Origin of the sequence: Fulvimonas sp. R45, from assembly GCF_030504985.1 — a bacterium.
Taxonomy (GTDB): Bacteria; Pseudomonadota; Gammaproteobacteria; order Xanthomonadales; family Rhodanobacteraceae; genus Rhodanobacter_A.
This window is the reverse complement of the sequence record NZ_JASERU010000003.1, coordinates 289,025-311,686: the sequence shown is the minus strand read 5'-3', so window position 1 is coordinate 311,686 and position 22,662 is coordinate 289,025. Positions and strand designations below refer to the sequence as shown.

At 69.4% G+C, this 22,662-nt stretch carries 19 protein-coding genes; 10 read left to right on the top strand and 9 right to left on the bottom strand.

All coding sequences use genetic code 11. The features are described from left to right. Positions 1-6 precede the first annotated feature (6 nt). From QMK61_RS04525 to QMK61_RS04515, 3 genes are all read right to left on the bottom strand, one after another. Complete coding sequence (locus QMK61_RS04525) at positions 7-1,809, bottom strand: M14 family metallopeptidase (protein WP_302070727.1); 1,803 nt, start codon at positions 1,807-1,809, stop codon at positions 7-9. Between the two features lie 85 nt (positions 1,810-1,894). Next, entirely contained in the window at positions 1,895-2,557 is a 663-nt protein-coding gene (locus QMK61_RS04520) for a DUF502 domain-containing protein (protein WP_302070725.1), read from the bottom strand. A 42-nt stretch (positions 2,558-2,599) separates the two neighbouring features. Then, positions 2,600-3,655 (bottom strand): tellurite resistance/C4-dicarboxylate transporter family protein, encoded by a 1,056-nt coding sequence (locus tag QMK61_RS04515; RefSeq protein ID WP_302070724.1) that lies wholly within the window; start codon positions 3,653-3,655, stop codon positions 2,600-2,602. 119 nt (positions 3,656-3,774) lie between these two features. On the opposite strand from QMK61_RS04515, the gene QMK61_RS04510 reads away from it, so the two are divergent. Together QMK61_RS04510 and QMK61_RS04505 are read left to right on the top strand one after the other, a co-directional pair. Beyond that, positions 3,775-4,296: a sigma-70 family RNA polymerase sigma factor gene (locus QMK61_RS04510; protein WP_302070722.1), complete on the top strand. Its 522-nt coding sequence runs from the start codon at positions 3,775-3,777 to the stop codon at positions 4,294-4,296. Between the two features lie 2 nt (positions 4,297-4,298). Then, positions 4,299-4,964, top strand: coding sequence for a hypothetical protein (locus QMK61_RS04505; RefSeq protein WP_302070720.1), 666 nt, complete (start codon positions 4,299-4,301; stop codon positions 4,962-4,964). Between the two features lie 84 nt (positions 4,965-5,048). Here the strand turns inward: QMK61_RS04505 and QMK61_RS04500 are convergent, their stop codons facing one another. Next, positions 5,049-5,501, bottom strand: coding sequence for a DUF4442 domain-containing protein (locus tag QMK61_RS04500; RefSeq protein ID WP_302070718.1), 453 nt, complete (start codon positions 5,499-5,501; stop codon positions 5,049-5,051). Between the two features lie 436 nt (positions 5,502-5,937). After that, positions 5,938-6,801, bottom strand: a complete 864-nt coding sequence (gene trxA, locus QMK61_RS04495; RefSeq protein WP_302070716.1) for a thioredoxin — start codon at positions 6,799-6,801, stop codon at positions 5,938-5,940. Positions 6,802-6,922: 121 nt separating this feature from the next. On the opposite strand from trxA, the gene QMK61_RS04490 reads away from it, so the two are divergent. The 8 genes from QMK61_RS04490 (at position 6,923) to nadD (ending at position 15,581) form a co-directional block, all read left to right on the top strand. Then, positions 6,923-7,570 carry a paraquat-inducible protein A gene (locus tag QMK61_RS04490; RefSeq protein WP_302070715.1) on the top strand — a complete coding sequence of 216 codons (648 nt, stop codon included), beginning with the start codon at positions 6,923-6,925 and terminating at the stop codon, positions 7,568-7,570. After that, positions 7,567-8,190 carry a paraquat-inducible protein A gene (locus QMK61_RS04485; protein WP_302070714.1) on the top strand — a complete coding sequence of 208 codons (624 nt, stop codon included), beginning with the start codon at positions 7,567-7,569 and terminating at the stop codon, positions 8,188-8,190. The genes QMK61_RS04490 and QMK61_RS04485 overlap by 4 nt, the downstream gene beginning before the upstream one ends. Further along, complete coding sequence (locus QMK61_RS04480) at positions 8,183-9,871, top strand: MlaD family protein (protein WP_302070713.1); 1,689 nt, start codon at positions 8,183-8,185, stop codon at positions 9,869-9,871. Before QMK61_RS04485 ends, QMK61_RS04480 begins: the two co-directional genes overlap by 8 nt. Further along, on the top strand, positions 9,868-10,470 hold the full coding sequence (locus tag QMK61_RS04475) for a PqiC family protein (RefSeq protein ID WP_302070712.1): 603 nt from the start codon (positions 9,868-9,870) through the stop codon (positions 10,468-10,470). Before QMK61_RS04480 ends, QMK61_RS04475 begins: the two co-directional genes overlap by 4 nt. 108 nt (positions 10,471-10,578) lie before the next feature. Then, positions 10,579-13,272 (top strand): leucine--tRNA ligase, encoded by a 2,694-nt coding sequence (gene leuS, locus QMK61_RS04470; protein ID WP_302070711.1) that lies wholly within the window; start codon positions 10,579-10,581, stop codon positions 13,270-13,272. A 5-nt stretch (positions 13,273-13,277) separates the two neighbouring features. Continuing rightward, positions 13,278-13,826: an LPS assembly lipoprotein LptE gene (gene lptE / locus QMK61_RS04465; protein ID WP_302070708.1), complete on the top strand. Its 549-nt coding sequence runs from the start codon at positions 13,278-13,280 to the stop codon at positions 13,824-13,826. Between the two features lie 9 nt (positions 13,827-13,835). Continuing rightward, on the top strand, positions 13,836-14,852 hold the full coding sequence (gene holA, locus QMK61_RS04460) for a DNA polymerase III subunit delta (protein WP_302070707.1): 1,017 nt from the start codon (positions 13,836-13,838) through the stop codon (positions 14,850-14,852). A gap of 78 nt (positions 14,853-14,930) precedes the next feature. Further along, the gene (gene nadD / locus QMK61_RS04455) at positions 14,931-15,581 is read left to right on the top strand and encodes a nicotinate-nucleotide adenylyltransferase (RefSeq protein ID WP_302070706.1); all 651 of its coding nucleotides are present in this window, start codon (positions 14,931-14,933) and stop codon (positions 15,579-15,581) included. A 54-nt stretch (positions 15,582-15,635) separates the two neighbouring features. Here nadD and QMK61_RS04450 read toward each other — a convergent pair whose 3' ends face one another. The 4 genes from QMK61_RS04450 to QMK61_RS04435 are packed head-to-tail and all read right to left on the bottom strand — an operon-like array spanning position 15,636 to position 22,653. Beyond that, the gene (locus tag QMK61_RS04450) at positions 15,636-16,241 is read right to left on the bottom strand and encodes a hypothetical protein (protein WP_302070705.1); all 606 of its coding nucleotides are present in this window, start codon (positions 16,239-16,241) and stop codon (positions 15,636-15,638) included. Beyond that, positions 16,229-20,881: an RHS repeat-associated core domain-containing protein gene (locus tag QMK61_RS04445; RefSeq protein ID WP_302070704.1), complete on the bottom strand. Its 4,653-nt coding sequence runs from the start codon at positions 20,879-20,881 to the stop codon at positions 16,229-16,231. The genes QMK61_RS04450 and QMK61_RS04445 overlap by 13 nt, the downstream gene beginning before the upstream one ends. A gap of 18 nt (positions 20,882-20,899) precedes the next feature. Next, a complete protein-coding gene (locus tag QMK61_RS04440; RefSeq protein WP_302070703.1) occupies positions 20,900-21,028 on the bottom strand; it encodes a hypothetical protein in 129 nt (42 codons plus the stop codon). Continuing rightward, positions 21,025-22,653, bottom strand: a complete 1,629-nt coding sequence (locus QMK61_RS04435; protein WP_302070702.1) for a hypothetical protein — start codon at positions 22,651-22,653, stop codon at positions 21,025-21,027. Before QMK61_RS04435 ends, QMK61_RS04440 begins: the two co-directional genes overlap by 4 nt. Positions 22,654-22,662 lie beyond the last annotated feature (9 nt).

Genomic DNA, 22,662 nt, shown 5'->3' with positions numbered 1-22,662 from the left:
GCCGGATCAGTGCGACGCCGCGTCGAGCCGCGCAAGTTCCGCCGCGTCGAGCCGCAGCACCGGGTAGGCGCCGACGTGCTGCACCGCGTACCAGGGCGAGCGCTCGAAGAAGAACTGGAGCCGCGCGCGGCGGCTGCCGGCGAAGGCGGGGTCGTCATGCAGCTTGCGCTCGAACGCGGCCTTCAGCGCGGGATCCTTCGCCAGCATGTCGCGCGCCAGTTTCTCCAGCACGCGCGGCTCGCCGTATTCCTTCGGCTCGAAGATCGCGTCGAGGTCGCCCCATTGCAGCAGCGAATCGGGCGCCTGCGGTTCCAGCAGCTCGATCGCCACGTTGGCGGCGCGCTGGTCCATCGGCACGACCGCCGATCCGGGCGGCAGGGTGACGGTGCGCCGCACCGTGCCGAGCCTGAAGCCGCGCAGCATGAGGTGCCCCTCGAACGGCTGGGTGGCCCAGCGGGGGTCGTCCAACTGGTAGCCCTGCGCGGTGATCGTCACCGCGTGGTCGAGGCGGCGGTAGGCGATGCCGTGCGCGTCGAGCCGGTCGATGACGGTCGTCCACTGCGCCGGCACCACGTAGGCGGCCGGCGGCGCCACCGAGAGGTCGGGCAGCAGGCGGTTCCAGTTCGGGATGGTGTAGGTCCTCGGCGTGTGCGGGTCGTACTGGATCCAGGTGCCATCGGAGATGTCGCTGTGGGTCTGCGTGAAGGCATAGCCCTTCAGCGTGTACGGGGTGGACGCGGGATCGGGCTTGAAGGTCAGCGGCACGCGCGCGCCCGGATCGCGCGCCCGGGCGATCGTGTCGACATCGGCCTTCGCGGTGGCGGCGAGCAGGTCGGCCGGGTGCCGGTCGATGTCCGCCAGCATCAGTTCCAGCAGGTCGTACACGGCCTTCACGCGTACCGCGTACGGCTTGAGCATGTGCGTCTCGATCAGCAGCGCGGGCCGGTTCTGCAACGCCGCGTAGCCGGTGGAGAAGCGCGGGCCGGAGCCGAAGTTCTCGATGCCCTTGCGCGGGTCGGTGCCGTCCTTGAACTCCAGGTAGATCGAGGCGAGGTGGCCGCGCCGGTCGAAGGCGGGCATCACCGTGTCGGTGAGGCGTTTCTGCCAGCCGGCGACGGCGGGGTCGAGCTTGTGCGGGTCCTCGGTGTACCAGGTGAGGTCGTACTGGTAGTCGGCGCCGTCGGTGGTGTGCACGTCGACCAGGAAATCCGGCAGCCAGCGCTGCCACAGCTTCAGCCACGCGCGCATCTCCGGTGCGTCGGCCTTGACGTAGTCGCGGTTGAGGTTGAGGTACTGCGACTGGCCGCGGAAGCCCATGCTGGCCGGGCCGTTCTGGTTGATGCGGTTGTACGGCGAGCTCTGCTCGTGGCCGTCCACGCTGAATACCGGGATGTACACCAGCACCGCGTGGTCGAGCAGGTACGGGTACCTGCCGGCGATGGCGAAGTCGCGCAGCAGCATCAGGCCGGCGTCCTTGCCCTCGATCTCGCCGGGATGGATGCCGGCCTGCACCAGCACCACCGGCTTGTGCGCGGCGCGCGCGGCGGCGGGGGTGAAGGTGCCGTCGCCGCTGGCGACCACCACCGTCATCGGCCGGCCCTCCGGCGTGGTGCCGAAGGTCTCCAGCCGGATCCTGCCCGGGGCGGCCTGCTGCAGGCGCCGCAGGTAGGCCAGCGTGTCGGCGTAGCTGGGCGTGGTGCGGAAGTGCGCGGCCTCGGCCGGCGTGGTCCAGTCGGTGGCGGCGGAAGTGGCGGCGTGCGCGCTTGCGGCGGCAAGCGCGAGCAGCAGGGCGAGCGGCCATTTCGACATGGGGTTCCCCGGGCTCAGGCGTGAAGACCCGGCCATTGTCGCGGCGATGCGGCCCGCGCGCGCATGCCGTTCGTCGTGGCGCGGCCTACGGCGGCTGGCCGGGCAGGCGGGGCGGGGACGGCAGGGTGTCCGGCGACACCGCGCCGCCGGAGATGATGAAGGCCATCGCCTGGTCCATCGTCCAGTCGGTCGGGGTCAGCTCGTCCACCGGCACCAGCTCCAGGTAGCCGCCGGTGGGATTGGGCGTGGTGGGGATGTACACCGCGGCCATCTCGCGGCCGCTGCCTTCCTCGACCAGGGTGCGAGTGACGAAGCCCACTACCTTCATGCCGGGGCGGGGGAAGTCCACCAGCACCACGCGCTGCATGCCGCCGGGCTTGTTCTGCAGCACCGCCATCAGCTTCTTGGTGCCGCCGTAGATGGTCTGCACCAGCGGGATGCGCTGCAGCAGCGCGTCGAAGGCCTCGAGCAGGCGCTGGCCGATCACCCGGTTCGCCAGCCAGCCCAGCAGGTACAGCGCGCCCAGGGTCAGCAGCAGGGCGAGGATGAAGATCAGCCAGCGCTGGTTGAGCGCGTCGGCCACGCCGGGCGCCACCAGCGCCAGCGCGCTGACGAAGGCCGCGATCACCGGCGCGCCGATGCCGGCCAGCAGGCCCAGCACGAACTTGAACACCAGCACCGTCACCCACAGCGGCAGGAAGGTGAGCAGGCCGGTGAGCAGATAGCGTTTGAGGCGCAGGGGAGGCATGGCGGCACGCGCTGGGAAGGTGGGCCCATTGTAGGGAACGGTTCAATGCGATGGATGCGTGCCGTGGCGCAGCCCCTTGCGGTACAGCCGGCGCAGGCCGATCAGCGCCACCAGCAGCCACGCCGCCAGGCTCGCGTAGACGCCCGCGGCGGGGATGGCCAGCAGGAAGTCCGCGTGCAGGGCGTGGGCCAGTTCGAAGGTGCCCACGGTGTACATGCCGATCGGGAAGACGATGTCCCAGTCGTCCGTCTCGTAGCGCAGCGGCACGTGCCGCCACACGTGCCGCCACAGTTCCAGGATCACCAGCAGCGGGATCCACCACGACGCGGTGGCCCAGAAGAACAGCGTGAAGCCCTTCACGAACGGCAGCAGTTCCGCCAGCGTGCCGCCGGCCGGCGCGTGCAGCACGATCAGGCTGCCGGCCAGGGTGGTGACCGCCAGCGCGCCCATGTCGATCCAGTACGGCGGCGTGAATTCCCGCGCGCGCAGCGGGAAGAACACCATGCGGTACACCACCAGGGTGATGATCAGCAGGTACAGCGCCGCGCCCAGCATGTACAGGCACAGCGCCACGAACTGCAGCCGGTCCGGGTCGGCGCGGCTGGCCGCCACCAGGGTCAGCAGCGCCGACAACGCCTGCGTGGCCACCACCGCCACCAGCCAGCCGCCGTTGATGCTGCGGGTGAAGCCCGGCTTGAAGCGCGCGGTAATGGTGGCGGCGAAGAACAGGTAGATCAGCGCCAGCCACAGCGCGGCGCCCGCCACCGCGAGCCCGGCAGCCAGCGCGGGCAGCGCCGCCACCATCACGCACTGGCTGCCCAGCACGCAGGTGGCCGCCGCCAGGGTGAGGAAGCCGGCGCCGCGCGAGGGGTCGGTGAAGTCCGCCACCACCTCGCGGCGGAAACGCGCCAGCCGCAGCACGGTCAGCGCCAGCAGCCACGCATAGGCAGCCAGGTTGAACGCGAACAGCGCCCGCGCCAGCCGCGGCAGCGCGTGCTGGCCCGCGTCGATGGAGACGATGCCGGTGGCCATCACCAGCGCGAAGCATCCCGGTTCCAGCCGCCGCACCCGCTCCAGCCATGCCTCGCCGATCGTCATCGATGCCCCCGTCCGTCCCGTCGGTCCCATCATGGCGCGGGCGGCGTCACCGGAGGGTGATGTGATTTTTCCCGCGGTCACGCGAATCATGGGGGAAAGGGCAGGGGCGTGCGAAGGACATGAGCGGCAAGGCACAACGGCAGCGCTTCGAGGCACTGTGGCGGCAACACCAGGGCGTGGTGCTGAAGGTGGCCAGCGTCTACGCGCGCGGTGCCGAGGACCGGCGCGACCTGGCACAGGAGATCGGCGTGCAGTTGTGGCGGGCGTTCGCCGCCTACGACGAACGCCGCGCGAAGTTCGGCACCTGGCTGTACCGCATCGCGCTGAACGTGGCGATCTCGCACCTGCGCCGCACGGGCGGCGAGGCCGGGCGCTTCGAGCCCCTGGACGAGGGGCACCTGGACACGATCGCCGGCGAACCCGCCGCGGAACCGGACGAACGACTCGCCGCGCTGTACGCCTTCATCGGCGGGCTGGATGCGCTCAACCGCGCGCTGATCCTGCTTTACCTCGAAGACCGGAGCCACGCCGAGATCGCCGAAGTGCTCGGCATCAGCACCACCAACGTGGCCACCAAGATCAACCGCATCAAGCAGAGGCTGCGCGGGCAGATGACCGCCGCGGCCGCCACCGGAGCATGAGCATGGAACTCGACGAGATGAAACTGGCCTGGCAGGCGCTGGGCCGGCAACTGGAGCGGCAGCACGCGCTGAACCTCGAGCTGCTGCGAAGGGAACGGGCCGGCCGGGCACGGCGGCACCTGCGTCCGCTGGTGTGGGGGCAGTCGCTGCAGATCGTGCTGGGCGTCGTGATCATGCTGTGGGGCATCGGCTTCTGGTCGACGCACCCCGGCATCTGGCAGGCGGTGGCCTGCGGCATCGCCATGCAGCTGCTCGGCACCTTGGCCGTCGCCTTTCCGGTCCGCCTGCTGGTCGTGCAGCAGGGCATCGACTACGCCGCTCCCGTCCTGGACATCCAGCGGCGCCTCGCACGGATGCGCGCCTGGCGGGTGAAGGTGGAGGCGCCGGTGTTCGCGGTGCTGGGTGGCGTGATCTGGATCCCCGCGCTGATGATGTGGGCGCAGTACGAGGGCGATGGTTTCGGGTTGGACCTGTGGCAGCACGTGCGCTCCGGCTTCATGGTGTGGCTGCTGGCAACCGTGGCCGTCTCGGTCGGGGGAGTGTTCCTGACCCGCTTCGTGGTGCGCAGGCTCGGCCACGGTCGCTGGCTGGAAAACAGCCTGGCGGGCGGGTCCATCGTCAGGGCCGAGGCAGCGCTGGCGGAGATCGCGAGTTTCGAGCGCGAATAGGCCTTCGTTCGATCGTTCCGTAGACCTTCGCTCGCCGTTCCGGCGCTGCGCCGGAATGACGAGCGGGGCAGGTGGCGCCGTCGCTCAACGTGCCCGCGGCTTCAACCGAACGTAGAGCTGCTTGCGCACGCGGGCGACCACCTGGCCGGAGGCGGTGACCACGTCGGTGTCGAACCAGCGCAACACCTTTTCGCCGCCGGCCGCGGCGGCGCGCAGTTCATCGACGGTGGCGGCATCGAGGCGGAAGTGCGCCTGGACGTCCTCGCGGCCCGGCGTCACGAAGTCGATGCTGGCGGCCTTGTCCCACACGTAGTAGTCGCTGCCCAGCTGGTGCATCACCAGCAGCATCCAGAACGGGTCGGTCATCGCGAACAGGTTGCCGCCGAACTGGCTCTTCACGTAGTTGCGGTTCCACGGCCGCAACCGCAGCACCACCTTCGCCTCGGTGAAGTCATCGCTCACCGACTGTACGCGGATGCTGTTGAACAGGAACGGCGGCCACAGGTTCATCAGCCGGCGGAAGGTGGAGGCGCGCATGGGCGGGTGGAATGGGGGAGGGAGACCGGGACGATACCATACCTTTGCGTATGGTATGCCGGACGGAACCAGACAGGCAGGCGGGTGCCTGCCAGGGTGAGCGACCGGAGATGGGGCGCCGCTCATCGTCATTCGGCGAAGGCCCGTTGCTGTCCGGAATAGGTGTTGATGCCGGTCAAGCGCTTGCACCGAAGATCGGCAAACAGGCGTGCGGGTAAGACCGCCGTCTGCGCGGCGGGGCAGCCCCCTCCCCTGCGCGCAGGGAGGGTTGGGGAGGGGTGCTTTTGGCTTGAAGGCCAAAGCGTGCCCCCCTCCCAACCTCCCCCTGCGCGCAGGGGGAGGAGTTCATACAGTGGCAGGAAATAGTCCGGACAGCCATGGGCCTTCGCCGGAATGACGGCGGGTACGGCAGGTCCGGCAAGCGATGGCGTGCCGGCTAGAACAGCAACGAGGCCATCCTGCGCCGGTAGCGGCCGACCAGCTCGGCGTCGTCCAGCGTGTTGAAGGCGGCGAGCAGGCGCTTCTTCGCGGCGCCACCGTTCCAGTCGCGGGCTTTCTCCAGGATGTGCAGGAACTGGTCGAGGCCGGCGGCGGGGTCGTCGCCCAGCAGCAGGCGCACGCCGAGCAGGTCGCGTGCTTCCCAGTCCGCGGGATCGGCCTGCACGCGTTGCCGCAGGTCGGCGAGCGCGGGGGCGTCCTTCAGCGTGCGGGCCAGGTCGAGCTGGCTGCGCAGGCGTACCGCGCGGGTGTCGGTGGCGAGGTTGGCGGGCAGGGCGTCGAGTTCGGTTTCGGCGGCGTCGCTGCGGCCGGCCTGGGCCAGCGCCACGGCGAGGTCGAGCTTCAGCTCGGCGCGGTCCGGCTCGGCGGCGATGGCCTGCTGCAGGCGGTTGATCGCCTGCTCGGGCGTTTCCGCGGGCGCATCGGCTTCGACCTCGTCGCCGGCATCGTCCAGCGGCTGCACGTGGCGCGACAGGAATTCGCGCAACTGGCCCTCAGGCAGCGCGCCGGCGAAGCCGTCGGCGATCTGGCCGTCCTTCACCAGCATCACGGTGGGAATGGAGCGGATGCCGAACATCGCGGCCAGTTCCTGGTTGGCGTCCACGTCCACCTTGGCCAGGCGGAAGGCGCCGGCGTACTCGGCGGCCAGCTTCTCCAGCATCGGGCCCAGGGTCTTGCACGGACCGCACCAGGTGGCCCAGAAGTCCACCAGGATCGGCGTGTCCAGCGAGGCCTGCAGGACGTCGGCTTCGAAGTTGGTCTGGTCCACGTCGAAGACGTGGGCGGCGGCGGTATCGGTCACGGGCGGCTCCGGTGGCGTGATGCCGGCTGAAGGTCGGGGCGCGGGCGAGCATATCAAGGGGCGGCCGCAGCGCGCCGGGGCTTGTACGCGCGTTCCACGCGGATTTGCGAGAATGCGCGGCATGAGCGTCCCCTCCCACGCCGGCGCGGCGGAGCGGGCCGAGGTCCCGGCCCCGCTGCTGATCTGCGAGCACTGCGACACGGTGTACCGCCGCCGCCCGCTGGCGCGCGGCGAGACGGCGCGCTGCGCGCGCTGCGGCGCGTTGCTGGAGCGCCACCACGGCCTGGGCCCGGGCACGATGCTGGCGCTGGTGCTGACCGCGCTGGTGGTGTTCGTCGAGGCCAACGCGTGGCCCATCGTCACCCTGGGCCTGAACGGCGAGCAGGTGAGCACCACGCTGTGGGGCATGATCACGTTCATGTGGAAGCAGGACGCCCAGGTGGTGTCGGTGCTGGCCGCGGGTACGCTGTTCTTCTTCCCGCTGGCGAAGATCCTGCTGTTGGGCTGGGTGCTGCTGTTCGCCCGCGCCGGGCGGCGCGCGCCGGGCTTCCGGCCGGTGATGGTGGCGCTGCACTACCTGCACCCGTGGACGATGAGCGAGGTGTTCGTGCTGGGCGTGCTGGTGTCCATCGTCAAGGCGCACCTGTACTTCGACGTGGTGCCCGACCCGGGCGTGTTCGCCTACGCGGTGCTGGTGGTGCTGATCACCGTGTTCGCGGGCATCGACCTGCGCCGGCTGTGGGAGCTGGTGCCGGAGCGGCCCGCATGAGCGCGCTGCCGCGGGCGCACGAGCTGGGCCTGATCGGCTGCCACGTGTGCGGCCTGGTGTGCCGCGACGCGCCGGTGCCGGACGCGGCCTGCCCGCGCTGCGGCTCGCCGCTGCACCGGCGCAAGACCGCCAGCTGCGCGCGCACCTGGGCGCTGCTGATCGCCGCCTTCATCCTGTACATTCCCGCCAACGTGCTGCCGATCATGCGCACCGCCAGCCTGGGCGACGTGGACGACAACACCATCCTCAGCGGCGTGGTGGAGCTGTGGGTGAAGGGTTCGCCGGACCTGGCGGTGATCGTGTTCACCGCCAGCATCCTGGTGCCGTTGACCAAGTTCCTGGTGCTGGCCACGCTGCTGGTCAGCGCGCACCGCGGCAGCGCCTGGGCGCGGCTGCAGCGGGCGAGGCTCTACCGGCTGGTGGAGTTCATCGGCTACTGGTCGATGCTGGACGTGTTCGTGGTGGCGCTGCTGACCGCACTGGTGCAGTTCGGCGTGTTCAGCTTGGTGGCGCCGCTGCCGGGCGTGATCTTTTTCGGCCTGACCGTGGTGCTGACCATGCTGGCCTCGATGAGTTTCGACCCGCGTTTGATCTGGGATGGCAGGAGCGACGATGACTGACGAATCCAGCACGGGCCAGGGCGACGGGCTGCCGCAGCCGGTGGTGCGGCGGCGTCGCCGCGTCGGCGTCTCGGTGATCTGGCTGGTGCCGATCCTGGCGGCGCTGGTCGGCCTTTCGCTGGTGGTGCACGCCTGGCTGCAGGCCGGGCCCACCATCAGCATCAGCTTCCAGACCGCCGAGGGCCTGACCCCGGGCAAGACGCCGGTGAAGTACAAGAGCGTGGTGATCGGCAAGGTGGACAAGATCCGCCTCAGCGAGGACCACAGCCATGTCATCGTGAAGGTGGCGCTGGACAAGAGCGCGGAAGGCTTCGCCACCGCCGACACGCGTTTCTGGGTGGTGCGCCCGCGCATCGGCCTGGGCGGGGTGTCGGGCGTGGATACGCTCCTGTCCGGCGCCTTCATCGGCGCCGACGTGGGCGACTCGAAGCAGCCGCGCTACGACTTCAAGGGACTGGAACTGCCGCCCTCGGTGACACACGACGCCTCCGGGCGCAGCTTCGTGCTGCATGCCGACGACCTGGGCTCGCTCGACATCGGCTCGCCGGTGTACTACCGGCGCATCCAGGTCGGCCGGGTCGCCTCGTACCGGCTGGACCAGGACGGCCAGGGCGTATCGCTGCAGATCTTCGTGGACAGCCCGTACGACCGCTTCGTCACCGTGTCCACGCGCTTCTGGAACGCCAGCGGCGTGGACGTGTCGCTGGGCGCCAACGGGCTGAAGCTCAACACCCAGTCGCTGGCCACCGTGCTGGCCGGCGGCGTGGCCTTCCAGAACCCGCAGGGCCCGCACGACGGCACCGTGGCGAAGGAGAACGCCGGCTACCGCCTGTTCGACGACGAGACCACCGCGATGGCGCCGCCGGACGGCCCGCCGCACTACATCCGCATGCGCTTCGACCAGTCGCTGCGCGGCCTGGCGGTGGGCGCGCCGGTGGAGTTCCTCGGGGTGAACTTCGGCAAGGTGGTGTCGATCCGCATGGACTACGACGAGAAGACCCACCGCTTCCCGATCATCGTCGGCGCGGTGGTCTATCCCGACCGGCTCGGCCGCGCGCACGACAAGCTGGAGGCGCTGGCCAAGTCGCGCGGCGACAACGCCGACCTCTCGCACATGGTCGGCATGCTGGTGACGCATGGCCTGCGCGCCCAGGCGCGCACCGGCAACCTGCTCACCGGCCAGCTCTACATCGCGCTGGACTTCCTGCCGCATGCGGCCAAGGTGAGTTTCGATCCCGACGCACGGCCGCTGGAGATCCCCACCGCGCCGGGCAGCTTCGACAAGCTGCAGGAGCAGCTGGTACAGATCGTGGACAAGATCCAGAAGGTGCCGTTCGACCGCATCGGCGAACACCTGGACAGCACGCTGGCCGACCTCGACACCACCCTGAAGCAGGTCAACGGCCAGTTGCTGCCGCAGTTCCAGGACACGCTGCAGGGCGCGCAGCGCACGCTGGGCTCGGCCAACGACGCCTTGTCCGGCGACTCGCCGCTGCAGCAGAACCTGTCCACCACGTTGCAGGAACTGCAGCGCATGGCCCGTTCGCTGCGCGCGCTCACCGACTACCTGGGCGTGCATCCGGAATCGCTGATCCGTGGCCGCCGCGCCGACCCGGCCGTTTCGCCGCCGCCCACCGGAGGGCGCGCCCCGCAGCAGGACTCGCAAGGGAGCAAGCCATGATCCGCCCGCGTCATTCCGTCGCCGCCGTGCTGGCCGCCGCGCTGGCCGCCTGCGCCTCGGCGCCGATGCACTACTACACCCTGGTCGCGCCGGCACCGCCCGCGCCGGCGCCGGCCGCCGCGTCGGCGCCGCTGCGCTTCGAGCTGCTGCCGGTGGGCATCCCGGCGCAGGTGGACCAGCCGCAGCTGGTGGTGCGCGAGGGCGGCCAGGGCGTGGCGGTGCTGCAGGGGCGGCGCTGGATCGCGCCACTGGCCGACGAGGTGCGCGGCGCGCTGTCCGCCGACCTGTCGCGCGAACTGGGCGCGCAGGACGTCACCGGCCTGCCCGCGGGCAACGGGCCGGTGTTGCGCATCAAGGTGGACCTGCGCCGCTTCGACTCCGTGCCCGGCCGTTACGCGCTGATCGACGCGACCTGGAGCGTGCGCGCGCTGCAGGGCGGCGCGCCCCTGGCCTGCACCAGCCGGGTGGAGGAAAACGTGGGCGAGGGCTTCGATGCGCTGGTGGCCGGCCACCAGCGCGCCCTGGCGGCGCTGGCCGCGGGCATCGCCGGGGCGGCCCGCGCGCTGGCGGCGGGGCAGGCGACCTGCCCCGCCGGCTGAGCGCCCATCGGCCCCGACAGGCCGCCGTTCTGCTAGTCTGGCGCGTTCAACACGGCCGCCGGCCATGACGGTTTCCGGCGCCGGCCACGGGCACAACGGCAGCGGAACATGCAGGACATCCAGGAACAGGCTTCCCACGACTACGACCCGCAGGCGGTGGAAGCCGCCGCGCAGCGTTATTGGAACGAACAGCGCGCCTACGAGGTGAAGGAAGATCCGGCGCGGCCGAAGTTCTACTGCCTCTCCATGCTGCCGTACCCGAGCGGCGCGCTGCACATGGGGCACGTGCGCAACTACACCATCGGCGACGTGATCAGCCGCTTCCAGCGCATGAACGGGAAGAACGTGCTGCAGCCGATGGGCTGGGACGCCTTCGGCCTGCCGGCCGAGAACGCCGCGATCAAGAACCGCACCGCGCCGGCGAAGTGGACCTACGCCAACATCGAGCACATGCGCGGCCAGCTGAAGTCGCTGGGCTACGCGATCGACTGGTCGCGCGAATTCGCCACCTGCCGGCCCGACTACTACGTGCACGAGCAGCGGATGTTCGTGCGGCTGATGAAGAAGGGTCTGGCCTACCGCAGGAACAGCGTGGTCAACTGGGATCCGGTGGACCAGACCGTGCTGGCCAACGAACAGGTGATCGACGGCCGTGGCTGGCGCACCGGCGCGCTGGTGGAGAAGCGCGAGATCCCGCAGTGGTTCCTCAAGATCACCGATTACGCGCAGGAGCTGCTCGACGGCCTGGACGCGCTGCCCGGCTGGCCCGAGGCGGTGAAGACCATGCAGCGCAACTGGATCGGCCGCAGCGAGGGCCTGGAGATCGAGTTCGCGGTGGAGGGCGGGGCCGAGCCATTGACCGTGTTCACCACGCGCCCGGACACGCTGATGGGCGTCACCTTCGTCTCCATCGCCGGCGAGCATCCGCTGGCGCAGAAGGCTGCTGCGGGCAACCCGCAGCTCGCCGCCTTCCTGGAAGAGCTGAAGCACGGCGGCGTGTCGGAAGCCGAGCTGGAGACGCAAGAGAAGCGCGGCATGGCCACCGGCCTGTACGCGATCCATCCGGTCAGCGGCGACAGGCTGCCGGTATGGGTGGCCAACTTCGTGCTGATGGGCTACGGCACCGGCGCGGTGATGGCGGTGCCCGGTCACGACGAGCGCGATTTCGAGTTCGCCGCCAAGTATGGCTTGCCGGTCAGGCAGGTCATCGCGGTGGACGGCGAGGACTACGACCCCGCGCGCTGGCAGGACTGGTACGGCGACAAGACCCGCGCCGACATGCGCGTGGTCAATTCCGGCGTGCTCGACGGCAAGAACTACCGCGAAGCCTTCGACGCCATCGCCGACCTCCTGGAGAAGGACGGCAAGGGCCGCCGCCGGGTCAACTACCGCCTGCGCGACTGGGGCGTGAGCCGCCAGCGCTACTGGGGCTGCCCGATCCCGGTGATCCGCTGCCCGCACTGCGGCGACGTGCCGGTGCCGGAGGACCAGCTGCCGGTGCGGCTGCCCGAGGACGTGGCCTTCTCCGGCGTCCAGTCGCCGATCAAGGCCGATCCCGAATGGCGCAAGACCACCTGCCCGACCTGCGGCGGTGCGGCCGAGCGCGAGACCGACACCTTCGACACCTTCATGGAATCGAGCTGGTACTACGCGCGCTACACCTCGCCCGGCGCGGCGACCCAGGTGGACGAACGCGCCGACTACTGGCTGCCGGTGGACCAGTACATCGGCGGCATCGAGCACGCCATCCTGCACCTGCTGTACTTCCGCTTCTACCACAAGCTGATGCGCGACGCGGGCCTGGTGCGCTCGGACGAGCCGGCCACCAACCTGCTGTGCCAGGGCATGGTGATCGCCGAGACCTTCTACCGCGACAACGCCGACGGCTCGAAGGACTGGATCAACCCGGCCGACGTGGAGATCCAGCGCGACGACAAGGCGCGCGTGGTCGGCGCGGTGCTCAAGGCCGACGGCCGGCCGGTGATGATCGGCGGCACCGAGAAGATGTCCAAGTCGAAGAACAACGGCGTGGATCCGCAGGCGATGGTGGGCAAGTACGGTGCCGACACGGTGCGCCTGTTCTCCATGTTCGCCGCGCCACCGGAGCAGTCGCTGGAGTGGAACGAGGCCGGCGTGGAAGGCATGGCGCGCTTCCTTCGCCGCTTCTGGCGCGAGGTGGTCACCCACGCGTCGCAGCCCGATCATCCCCGTATCGGTGGCGTGGCCGCAGGCCGCTCCGATGCCCCTCCCCTGCAGGCAGGGGACGGTGCCGGAGGCGTGGTTGATCCGGCGCAGCTCGACGCCGCGCAGAAAACCCTGCGCCGCCAGCTGCACGAGACCATCCAGAAGGTCGGCGACGACCTTGGCCGCCGCCACTCCTTCAACACCGCCATCGCCGCGCTGATGGAGCTGCTCAACGCCGTGGGCAAATTCGCCGACACGGGCGAGCAGGGCCGCGCGGTGCGCCACGAGGCGCTGGAAACCATGGTGCTGCTGCTCAACCCGGTGGTGCCGCACGTCAGCCATCGCCTGTGGCAGGTGCTGGGCCACGCCGAGACCGTGCTGGAGGACCAGCCCTGGCCGCAGCCCGATCCGGCCGCGCTGGTGCGGGATTCGCTGACGCTCGCCGTTCAGGTCAACGGCAAGCTGCGCGGTACCATCGAGGTGGCCGCCGATGCCGACAAGGCGTCGGCGGAAGCGCAGGCGCTGGCCCTGCCCAACGTGCAGTCCTTCCTGGAGGGGCTGGCCGTGCGCAAGGTGATCGTGGTGCCGGGCAAGATCGTCAACATCGTCGCAGGATGAAAGCCATGAGCCGTCCGCTCCGAGTCGCGCTGCTGCTGTCGGGCATGCTTGCCCTGGCCGCCTGCGGCTTCCATTTGCGCCGCAGCGCCGCGTTGCCGTCGTCGATGCAGCACGTGCACCTGACCGTCAACGGCGGCGGCAGCCTGCAGCGCGACCTGGCCCGCACGCTGGTCGCGTCCGGCGTGGTGGTCGAGGACCAGGGCGGCCCGGGCATTGCCGAGCTGGCCGTGCCGGTGGCGAGCTTCAGCACGGACTCGCTGACCTTCAACGGCGCCGCCCGCGTCACCGAATACGCCGTGCGCTACCACGTGGAATTCAACGTGAAGGACGGCGGCGGCGCGTTGCTGGTGCCCAGCCAGCAGATCGACATGTCGCGCGAGTACAGCTACAACGCCGGCGATACCGTGGGCAGCACCGCCGAGGTGGAACAGCTGCAGCGCAGCCTCACCGACGACATGGTGCAGGCCATCCTGTTCCGCCTGCAGGCCGCGGCGAAGCATCCGCAGGCGGTGCAGGGCGAGGCCGCGCCGGCGGCGGCCAGCACCGCGCGCTGAGCCGCGGCCGTGCCGCTCAATCCTGCGCAATGGCAGAAGGCGCTGGCGGCCGACGGCCTGTGCCCGGTCTACCTGCTGGCGGGCGAGGAACTGCTGGTGCTGGAGGCCGCCGACGCGCTGCGTGCGCAGGCGCGCAAGCTCGGCTATACCGAGCGCGACGTACTCGACGCCGGCCCGCACTTCGACTGGAACGACCTGGCCCGCGCCGGCGCCGGCATGTCGCTGTTCGCCACGCGCCGGCTGATCGACCTGCGCCTGCCCGGCGGGCGCCCCGGCAAGGACGGCGCCGCCGCGCTCACCGAGTTCTGCGCCGACCCGCCCCCCGACGTGGCCCTGCTGGTCACCGCCACCACGTGGAGCAGCAAGCACGAAGGCGCGTGGAGCAAGAAGATCGACACCGCCGGCGCGATGGTGGTGTTCAACGCGCCCCGGCCGAGCGAATGGGGCGCCTGGGTGGGCGCCCGGCTCGCCTCGCGCGGCCTGTCGGCGACGCCGGACGCCGTGGCCCTGCTGGCCGAACGGGTGGAAGGCAACCTGCTCGCCGCCGCGCAGGAAATCGACAAGCTCGCCGTGCTGCGCGGCGGCGACGGCACGCGCATCGACGCCACCGCGATGGAAGACCTGGTCGCCGACAGTGCCCGCTACGACGCCTTCAAGCTCACCGACGCCGCCTTCGCCGGCGATGGCGCGCGCGCGCTGCGCATCCTCGCGGGCCTGCGCGCCGAAGGCGAGGAACTGATCGGCCTGATGGGCTGGCTGGTCAACCAGCTGCAGCTGGCATTGCGGCTGGCCAACGCCCGCGACTTCGCCGCGCAGGCCCGCGCCGAGCGCCTGTGGCCCGCGCGCGAGCAACTGTTCCGCAAGGCCCTGCGCCGCGCTCCGCGCGAACACTGGCTGGCGTGCCTCGCCCGCGCCTCGCGCATCGACCGCATGGCCAAGGGCCGCGAAGCGGGCGAGCCGTGGCAGGAGGCCGAGCGCCTGGTCGCCGCCATCGCCGAACCGCGGGCGGCAGTGGCGTTGGCATGAACGCCGCCCCCGTCAGCCGGAGCCCGCTTGTCTCCCTCCCCTGCGCGCAGGGGAGGGCTGGGGAGGGGTAACCCACTCTTGCCGAACATCCACTCCAAACCCCTGGCCATCCTCGGCGGCACCTTCGACCCGGTGCACATCGGCCATCTCAACGCCGCCTGGGAAGCCGCCGAACTGCTCGACGCCGACGTCCGCCTGATGCCGGCCAACGTGCCCCCGCACCGGCCGCCGCCGGTCGCCAGCGCGCAGCAGCGCGTGGCCATGCTCCGCGCCGCCCTGCACGGCCAGTCGCGGCTGACCCTGGACACGCGCGAGCTGGAACGCGAAGGACCGTCCTACACCGTCGACACCCTGGCCGAACTGCGCGCCGAGCAGGGCGACCGCCCGCTGGTGCTGCTGCTGGGCGAGGACGCCTTCGCCGGCCTGCCGACCTGGCACCGCTGGCGCGAGCTGTTCGACTTGGCTCACGTCGGCGTGCTGACGCGGCCGGGGGCGGAGTCGGCATGGCTTCCGGTATCGGGCGGCCAGGACGGCATCTGCAAAGTCGCTGCGCCCACAGCCTTGCGCGAAGCGCCTGCCGGTCTCATAGCCGCGCTGCCGATCACTCCGCTGGACATCTCCGCGACCCGGGTACGCGAACTGCTCGCTTCCGGACTCACGCCGCATTACCTGCTGCCTTCGGGCCTGCTCGGCAATCCAGCCTTGCTCGCGCCCTACGCAGGCGGGTGACTCCGTGGGCAAACGCATGGCCGATGGCCAGGCGTGAAGCCGGTTGAAGCCTCCCTAGGCCTGCGCCGCCACGAGCAGCCGATCGACCAGCCGGACGACGAAAGGCTGGTTGCGAAGCTGGTATTGCAAGGGGCCCGCGGCCGAGACGCATGTCAGCGTCCGGTCCTGCATGCGTACCTGCTTCACGGGGATCCGTTGCGAAGGATTGCCGCGGACGTAGAGCCATTCGCCATCGCGAAGGATCAGCGTGATGTAATCCTCGATGTCGCCCTGTTCGTGCCGCCCGATATCGAGCGAGTCGAGCACGCCATGATGGAACACGATCTCGACCCTGTCTTCATCGTCGGCATGGAATTTGAAACCACTTTCCCTAGCCTGGTCGATGGCATCGAAAAGTTCCCGGTCGCACGGGTTCGAGGATTGCACGCGGAAGGCTTCGGGCCCGTCCTGCGTGAGGACCTCGAAGTTCAGGCTGGTACGTCCGGCATCGACCTCCACACGGGTGACCGGTCGGAAATCCGGATCTCCGTAAGGGTTGACGTCAAAGGTGAAGCCCGCGGGCTCGACCAGATTCAGGCCAACATCGACGACCAATCGAAGGTCCTTGGCGCGAGGGATATAGATGAAGGCCGAGTATTCCGGGTTGCTTATTTCCTGCATGAATTGAATGCCTCGAGGATGGGCCACGCGCGCTTGGCTTTCTGGTTGTCGGCGATATCCATGTCGCGGATCTCGCGCATTTGCCGGCCGACCTCGGCAAAGTCCTTCGCGTCGATGGTGATGTAGTCGAGTACCTCATTGCTTACCGTCTTCGGGAAGGTGACGCTGGCGGCTCCACCACGTTGCAGTTCACTGAAGATGTCGCTGCGGCAATTCTTGCAGATCGGCACCGGCAGGACGCCATCCGACTTGAAATCGCCGACGACATCACTGATCACGACATGTTTGCCATTCAGGCCACCACCGTCGCGAATGAACCAGTTGAGCCCGTTGATTTCGGCGTGGTGCACCCGCGGAATGCTCTTGAACACCCTCGAGTCGACGACGCCATGGTCGTCGATCACCCAGATTCTTGCCGTGGCGCCATTCATTCCCCACGGCATCAGGCCCATGGGGTCGATCCAGCCGAGTGGATTCACCGCATAGGCGTAGAAGTTGATGCCGCCGGCAAATCCCGTGGGATCCTGTCCGACAAACTGTCCAAGCGCAGGGCTGTAGTAACGATAGCGGTTGTAATGCAGCCCGGTTTCCGTGTCGAAGTACTGGCCCTGAAGGCGAAGGGGGTTGTCCAGTTCGGCTGCGTGCAGCTTGGCGATCGCCCCCCATGCCGAGTAGCTGGCGGACCAGACGACATGGCCGGTTGGATCGGTGATCCGGGTGGGGCAGCCATTGGGATCGGTGTGGTAATGGAACACACGAGGCGCAGTCGGCGGGTAATCCGCGGGAGCCTGCGCTGCAGTTTCCGCGACGCCGGTCCGGCCGACACCGGACGCTTCGATCCGGGGGGCGGCCGGCGTCGATCCGGATGCCGGTGGCATTGGCGTCGCTGTGGTTGGCGTTCCCGCTTCGCCGCCCAGCGTGATGCCATGGAGGCCCCCAAGTACCATGGTCTTGGAGCCAGCCGGGACGTTTGGTGTGGTATTCGCTGTGGATGGGTCCGGTGGCGTGCCGCCCAGGCGCCCCAGCCCGCCGGAGGTAGACATGCCCGTGCGCCGGCCGGGGGAACGAACGGCAATCGCGTGTCGATCCCCGCGGGCAGGGCGTTCTCCGACGGCAGCCGACGGGGCCGCAGCGCTATCCGCCGGACCGCGATCGACAAGCGCCAGTGGCACGAAGCTGCCGGGATAGCAGACGTACTCGCGCGCGTGCTTGTGCAGCGCCTCGAACGCGGTCTTTCGCTTTCTGGCCGAGACGAAGTCGATCACGTTGCCGGCATCGGGTATCGGGGGAGCGCCCGGAGCGCCGTTCGCATGACTCACTTCGCCCAGCAGGACGTTGCCGTCCCAGAAAAACCACGTGGTGTGCGTCGAGCTGCGCTTGAAGACGCGACGGCCAAGCGGATCGTAGCCGTAGGCGGTACGTTCGCCATCGCGTTCGCCACCTTGCCAATGACTTTCGGTCAGGCGCTGGTTGGCATCCCAGGCCAGATGCAGCACCGGGCGGCCGGATTCCCCGACATGTTCGCGGCGAGCCAGGTTGCCCGCGCGGTCGAAGACGTAATGGCAGCCGCCGTAATCACCTTCGCGGGTCCAGCCGTCAACCGGTTGGCCACCGCCGACAGCCTGCCTCATGCGCGTCTCGAACACACGTGTGCCGAGACGGTCGCCGGCAGGATCGTTGAGGAAGCGAACAAGCTCTCCGCGCGGATCGGTATGCGACAGGATCCGCCCCATGGGGTCGTAGGAGTACTGGTCGGTACCTTGCACGCTGTCGCGGCGCTCGAGGAGATTGCCGCCGTGCCCATAGGCGTATGCGGTGTCGAACAGGGCAGCCTCGTCCTTCAGCACGACCTGGGCGGAGAGCAGCCCGCGCTCGTCATAGTCCAACTGGCGCCGGACCTGGGGACTGAGGTGTTCGACGATGGCGCGGCCAAGCCCATCGCGTTCGATGGCAATGGGCGGCTCGTCATTGATGGCAACGTCTGTAAGTTGGTCGCACGCGTCGAAGACGAAAGCGATTCGGTTGCCTGCGCCGCTTTCGCGCAGGATGCGGCGTCCGGAGGCGTCGTAGGCGCTGGTGACACGGAAACCATCCTGCATCTCCTCGATCAAGCGGCCTTCGGCATCGAGACGTCGCTGCACGTGACGATGCGGATTGCGCAATTCGACAAGCCGGCCGCACGGGTCGTATTGGAAGGTTTCCCGGAACGGCTGCCCGTCGTGCGCCGGTTCGGTCAACGTCCTGGTGACAATGCGGCCACATGGATCGGTGACATAGTCGACGGTACGGCCAAGCGGATCGGTCATGCCGGTAAGGCGCCCTGAGGCGTCGTAGCGATAGCAGCGAAGCTGTCCCCAGTAATCGATTTCCGCGATGATTCGGCCAAGCGGGTCGCGATGGAACTCGTGTCGTTCGCCGCGCTGGTTGATGACGGCAACGAGTCGTTCTTCGGTGTCGTACTCATACTGCACGGCGTGCCCATCGGGCTGGATACGTCTGGTGATCTGACCGATGCCAAAGTATTCAAGCCGGGTGACGGCGCCCGCTTCGTCGGTATATTGCAGCAGTTGGTCTTCGGCGTCGTATTCAACTCGCACGATACCGCCGCCGGGTTGAACCGAGGAGAGCAGCCGTCCCTTGGCATCGTAGGTGTACCGAGCCGTCTGCCCCATCACATCCGTCATGCGGATGAGGCGCCCCAATGCATCATGCGCGTAGCTGCTCCGCATGCCCAATGGGTCGACGACGTGATTCAGTTGGCCGTAGCGGTCGAAGTGGAGCCGCGTCGTGGCGCCGAGCGGATCGGTATAGGCAAGCAATTGCCCCGCCTTGTCGTAGGCATAGCGTGAAATCGCATCCAGAGGAGTGGATCGAGCCACAAGCAGCCCACGAGTGTCCCATTGCTGCGTCCATATCCCACCATTGGGATCGGTGACGGCGACCGGCTGGTCGTCCGCGTCGTAGGCCGACTGCACGGAGCTGCCGTCGGGCCGGGTGAGGACGAGCAGGTTGCCGCGCGCGTCGTACTCGAACTCCGTGCGCAGGCCCATCGGGTCGACCACGGCGGTGGTGCGGCCGACGTCGTCGTACTCGAACACGGTGACGCCGTCGAGCGGGTCGATCTCGCACAGCGGCAGGCCGTCGGGGTCGAACTTCACCAGCGAGACGTGGCCGAGCGAGTCGGTGACCTCGGTTTCCTGCAGCTGGGCGTCGTAGCGGAAGCGGTAGTCGTACAGGCCGCCGTCGCCCCAGGCGTGGATGACCTGGTGGCGGGCGTCGTATTCGTAGTGGAAGCTGAGGCCGGTGCGGTCGGTGTGGCGCACCAGGTGGTGTTCGGCGTATTCGAAGCGGCGTGCCGCGCCGAGCGCATCGAGGGCGGCAACGAGGTCGCCGGCGCCGTCGTGCTCGTAACCCACCAGCGGGTGGTTGAGGCCGGTGGCGGGATCGTGCAGCAGCAGTTGGCGGATGCGGCCCTCGTGCATGGCCACGTCGATGAAACGTCCCTGCAGTCCATCGATGCCGCTCTCCTGGATGCGGGTGAGGCGGCCGTCGGTGCGCTCGAAGCGCCAGTGGTTACCGCACAGGTCTTCGATGCGCTCGATCGGCAGGATCAATGTATCGAGATGGGCAACCTTGGCGGGCGGGCGGCGAAAGGCGTAGTACACGTTGCCCTTGGTGCGGACACGGTATTCGTCGGCTGTGGCGTAAAGGCGCGCACCGTCGACCAGTTCGAGCACCGCGTGCTCGAGGCCCTCGGCGACGGGCAACTGCGGAAACACCACGTGGCGCGCGCTGTCGACGAACACCGCGACGCCGTCGGCGTCGATCTCCAGCCGCAGGTCGGCCGGGGTGTGCCAGCCGTGGCCACACAGGCCCTCGTGGCGTTCGCGCGAGCGGTAGGCGCGCGTCCACGCCAGCGGCAGGCGGCCGGGGAGGGCGAAGTCCTCGTGCTCCACCACCACGCTGCCGTCGCGGATGTCCACCGGCTCGGCGCGCAGCACCTTGCACTTCAGGAAGCCGCTGGGCAGGTGGCCGAACCTGTCCTTGCGCCAGGCCTTGAACTTCGCCATCGCGCTCTCGACGCGCTGGAGCTTCTTCAGCGCCTTGAGGCCTTTCAGCGCACCGGCGAAGCCGGCCTGGAACAGCAGGCCTGCCATGTCGATGGTGGGCGGGCCGCCCACGCTGACGTTGGTGGGAATGGCCAGGTTGACCGCGGTGGGCAGGGTCAGCGAGAGCGAGGGCTTCTTCGGCTTCTTCAGCCGGACCGGCGGGACCATGCCGACCATGTTGCAGTCGAGCACGGGCATGCAGAGCCTGGAGAAGGGCGCGCCGTCGGCGACGACGGTCTTGCTGCCCATGAACAGCTGGTCGTCGGGCTGGGGGCCCTCGGCGACTTCCATGGGCGGGACCCACATGCCGCCGACGGGGATGTGCACGTCCAGGCCGCCGGTGCCGGCGGTGGCGCGCTTGATGCCGTTGACGTGGACGGTGCCGCCGATGAAGGGGATGTAGTCGAACGGATCGAACACCAGGCTGATGTGTGGCGTGGGCAGCGGCACCGGCACGGGATCGGGCGGGATCTCGTACAGGTGGATGTCGATGCCCAGTTGCGGGTCGAAATGCTTGGCGGCGATGGTCATTGGCGACGTCCCTGTGGTTTACAACACGCGATGCAAGGCGCGCAGCAGGCTGTGCGCGTCGTGCCGCTCCATGCCGAACCAGTACCCCAGCAGCACGGCCACGAGGATGGCGACGGCCAGTACGATCAGGCGCTGCGACCGGCTCATGCGAGTTTCTCCAGCGCCGGCTCGGCGGGGGCGGGATCGAGCGGGGTCTGCGCCAGGTCGTCGCCACCGGGCAGCGGCAGGTAGCCGGGCGGTTCGCTCCATTCCGCGACAGGCTTGTCCTGCGGGTGGCGCACGTCGGGCAGGCCGTTCCAGCCCGGGTGCAGCAGCTCGCGACCCACCGACACGACCTTGCGGAAGAAGGTGTCGCCGCCGGCGATCAGCTGCTCGCGTTCCTTCACTAGGCGAGTGAAGGCGGATTCACAATGCCGCATCAGCTCGGCGTCGAGGGCGTCCGTGGCTTCGCGGTTGGGCGCGTCGCCGAGTTTCGCGGCGAGGCGCTCGGCCTGTGCGTGAGCGTCGGCGACGGCCTTGCGGTAGTCGTCGGCGCATTTCGCCAGTTGCGTGGCGCGCCGGGCGTCCTGCAGGTGCAGCAGGTCCTGCAGCAGCAGCGGGAAGGTGGTCAGCGCGAGGTCGGCGGGCGCCATGTCGCGCGCCGCCGCCACGCCCTGCAGGCCGTGCTGCAGCGCCGCTTCGCGCTGGTGCGCCCGGGCCAGGCAATAGCCGGCCATGCGCCGGCCCTCGATCACGAACAGCGGGTTGGGGATGGCGGCGGCGGCCTGGGCGGCCTCGGCGTAGGCCGCGGCGGCGTGCTCCGGCTGCTGCGCGGCGAGCAGGGCGCCGGCTTCGCCGAACCAACCCTGCATCAGCAGGTCGCCGGCAGCGGGGTGTTCGCGCTCGCGTGCGACGAGCGCACATTCGCGGGCGCGACGATAGCGCCGGATGGCGTCGGCGTACTGCTTTTCCTTCAGGTGCGCGCCGGCCACGGCCATGTGCAGCGCCACCTGCTGGTCGGGCCATTGCTGCCGTTCGGCGATGGCCAGGGCGCGTTCGGCACGCTGCGCGGTGTCGGCGGCGCTGCGCTTGTCGAGCAGGCTCATCACGTCGGTGAGCAACTGCCGGTAGGCCGCCGCGCCGGCGGGGGCGCCGCCGGCGCCGGACTGCGCCGCGGTGGCGCGCGCCAGGTCGAACATGTCCAGCGGCGTCTCGATCAGGCACACCTGTTGCGGATGGCGCTCGACCAGCGGTTGCCAGGTCGGTTGCGCCACCGTGTCGACCAGGACCAGGCGGATCCGCTCGGGTACCGGTGCGGCCAGCGCCTGCTCCATCCACGCCATGGGGGCGGTGCCGGTGGCGACCTGTTCCGGCCACAGCACGGCCACGGCGTGGCGCAGGCGTTCGCCGTGGTGGCGGACGAAGGAATCGAGCAGGCCGAGGAAGCCGGCCGCGGTGTCGGGGCGGGTTTCGAATGGGCCGTCCCAGTCCACCTTCAGGCCGAGCTCGGCCAGCGTGTCGCGACTGCGCAGGTAGCCGTCGAGCAGGGCGTCCTTCAGCGCGCGGCTGTAGCGGTAGCCGGCCTCGAACGGGGCGTCGAACTTCACGAACAGGTCGGGCGTGCCGGCCGTCCCTGCATGCTGCTGCGCTTCGACGAAGGCGGCCAGCAGGCCCAGTGCGTTGCCGGGCACGCGCCATATCGCCAGCCGCAGTTCCGGATCGGCACTGGCTTCCAGCCAGCGTCCGCACAGGTTGTCGACGGCTTTCTCGACCGGGTTCTTCGCTGCAGGCATCGCTCGCTT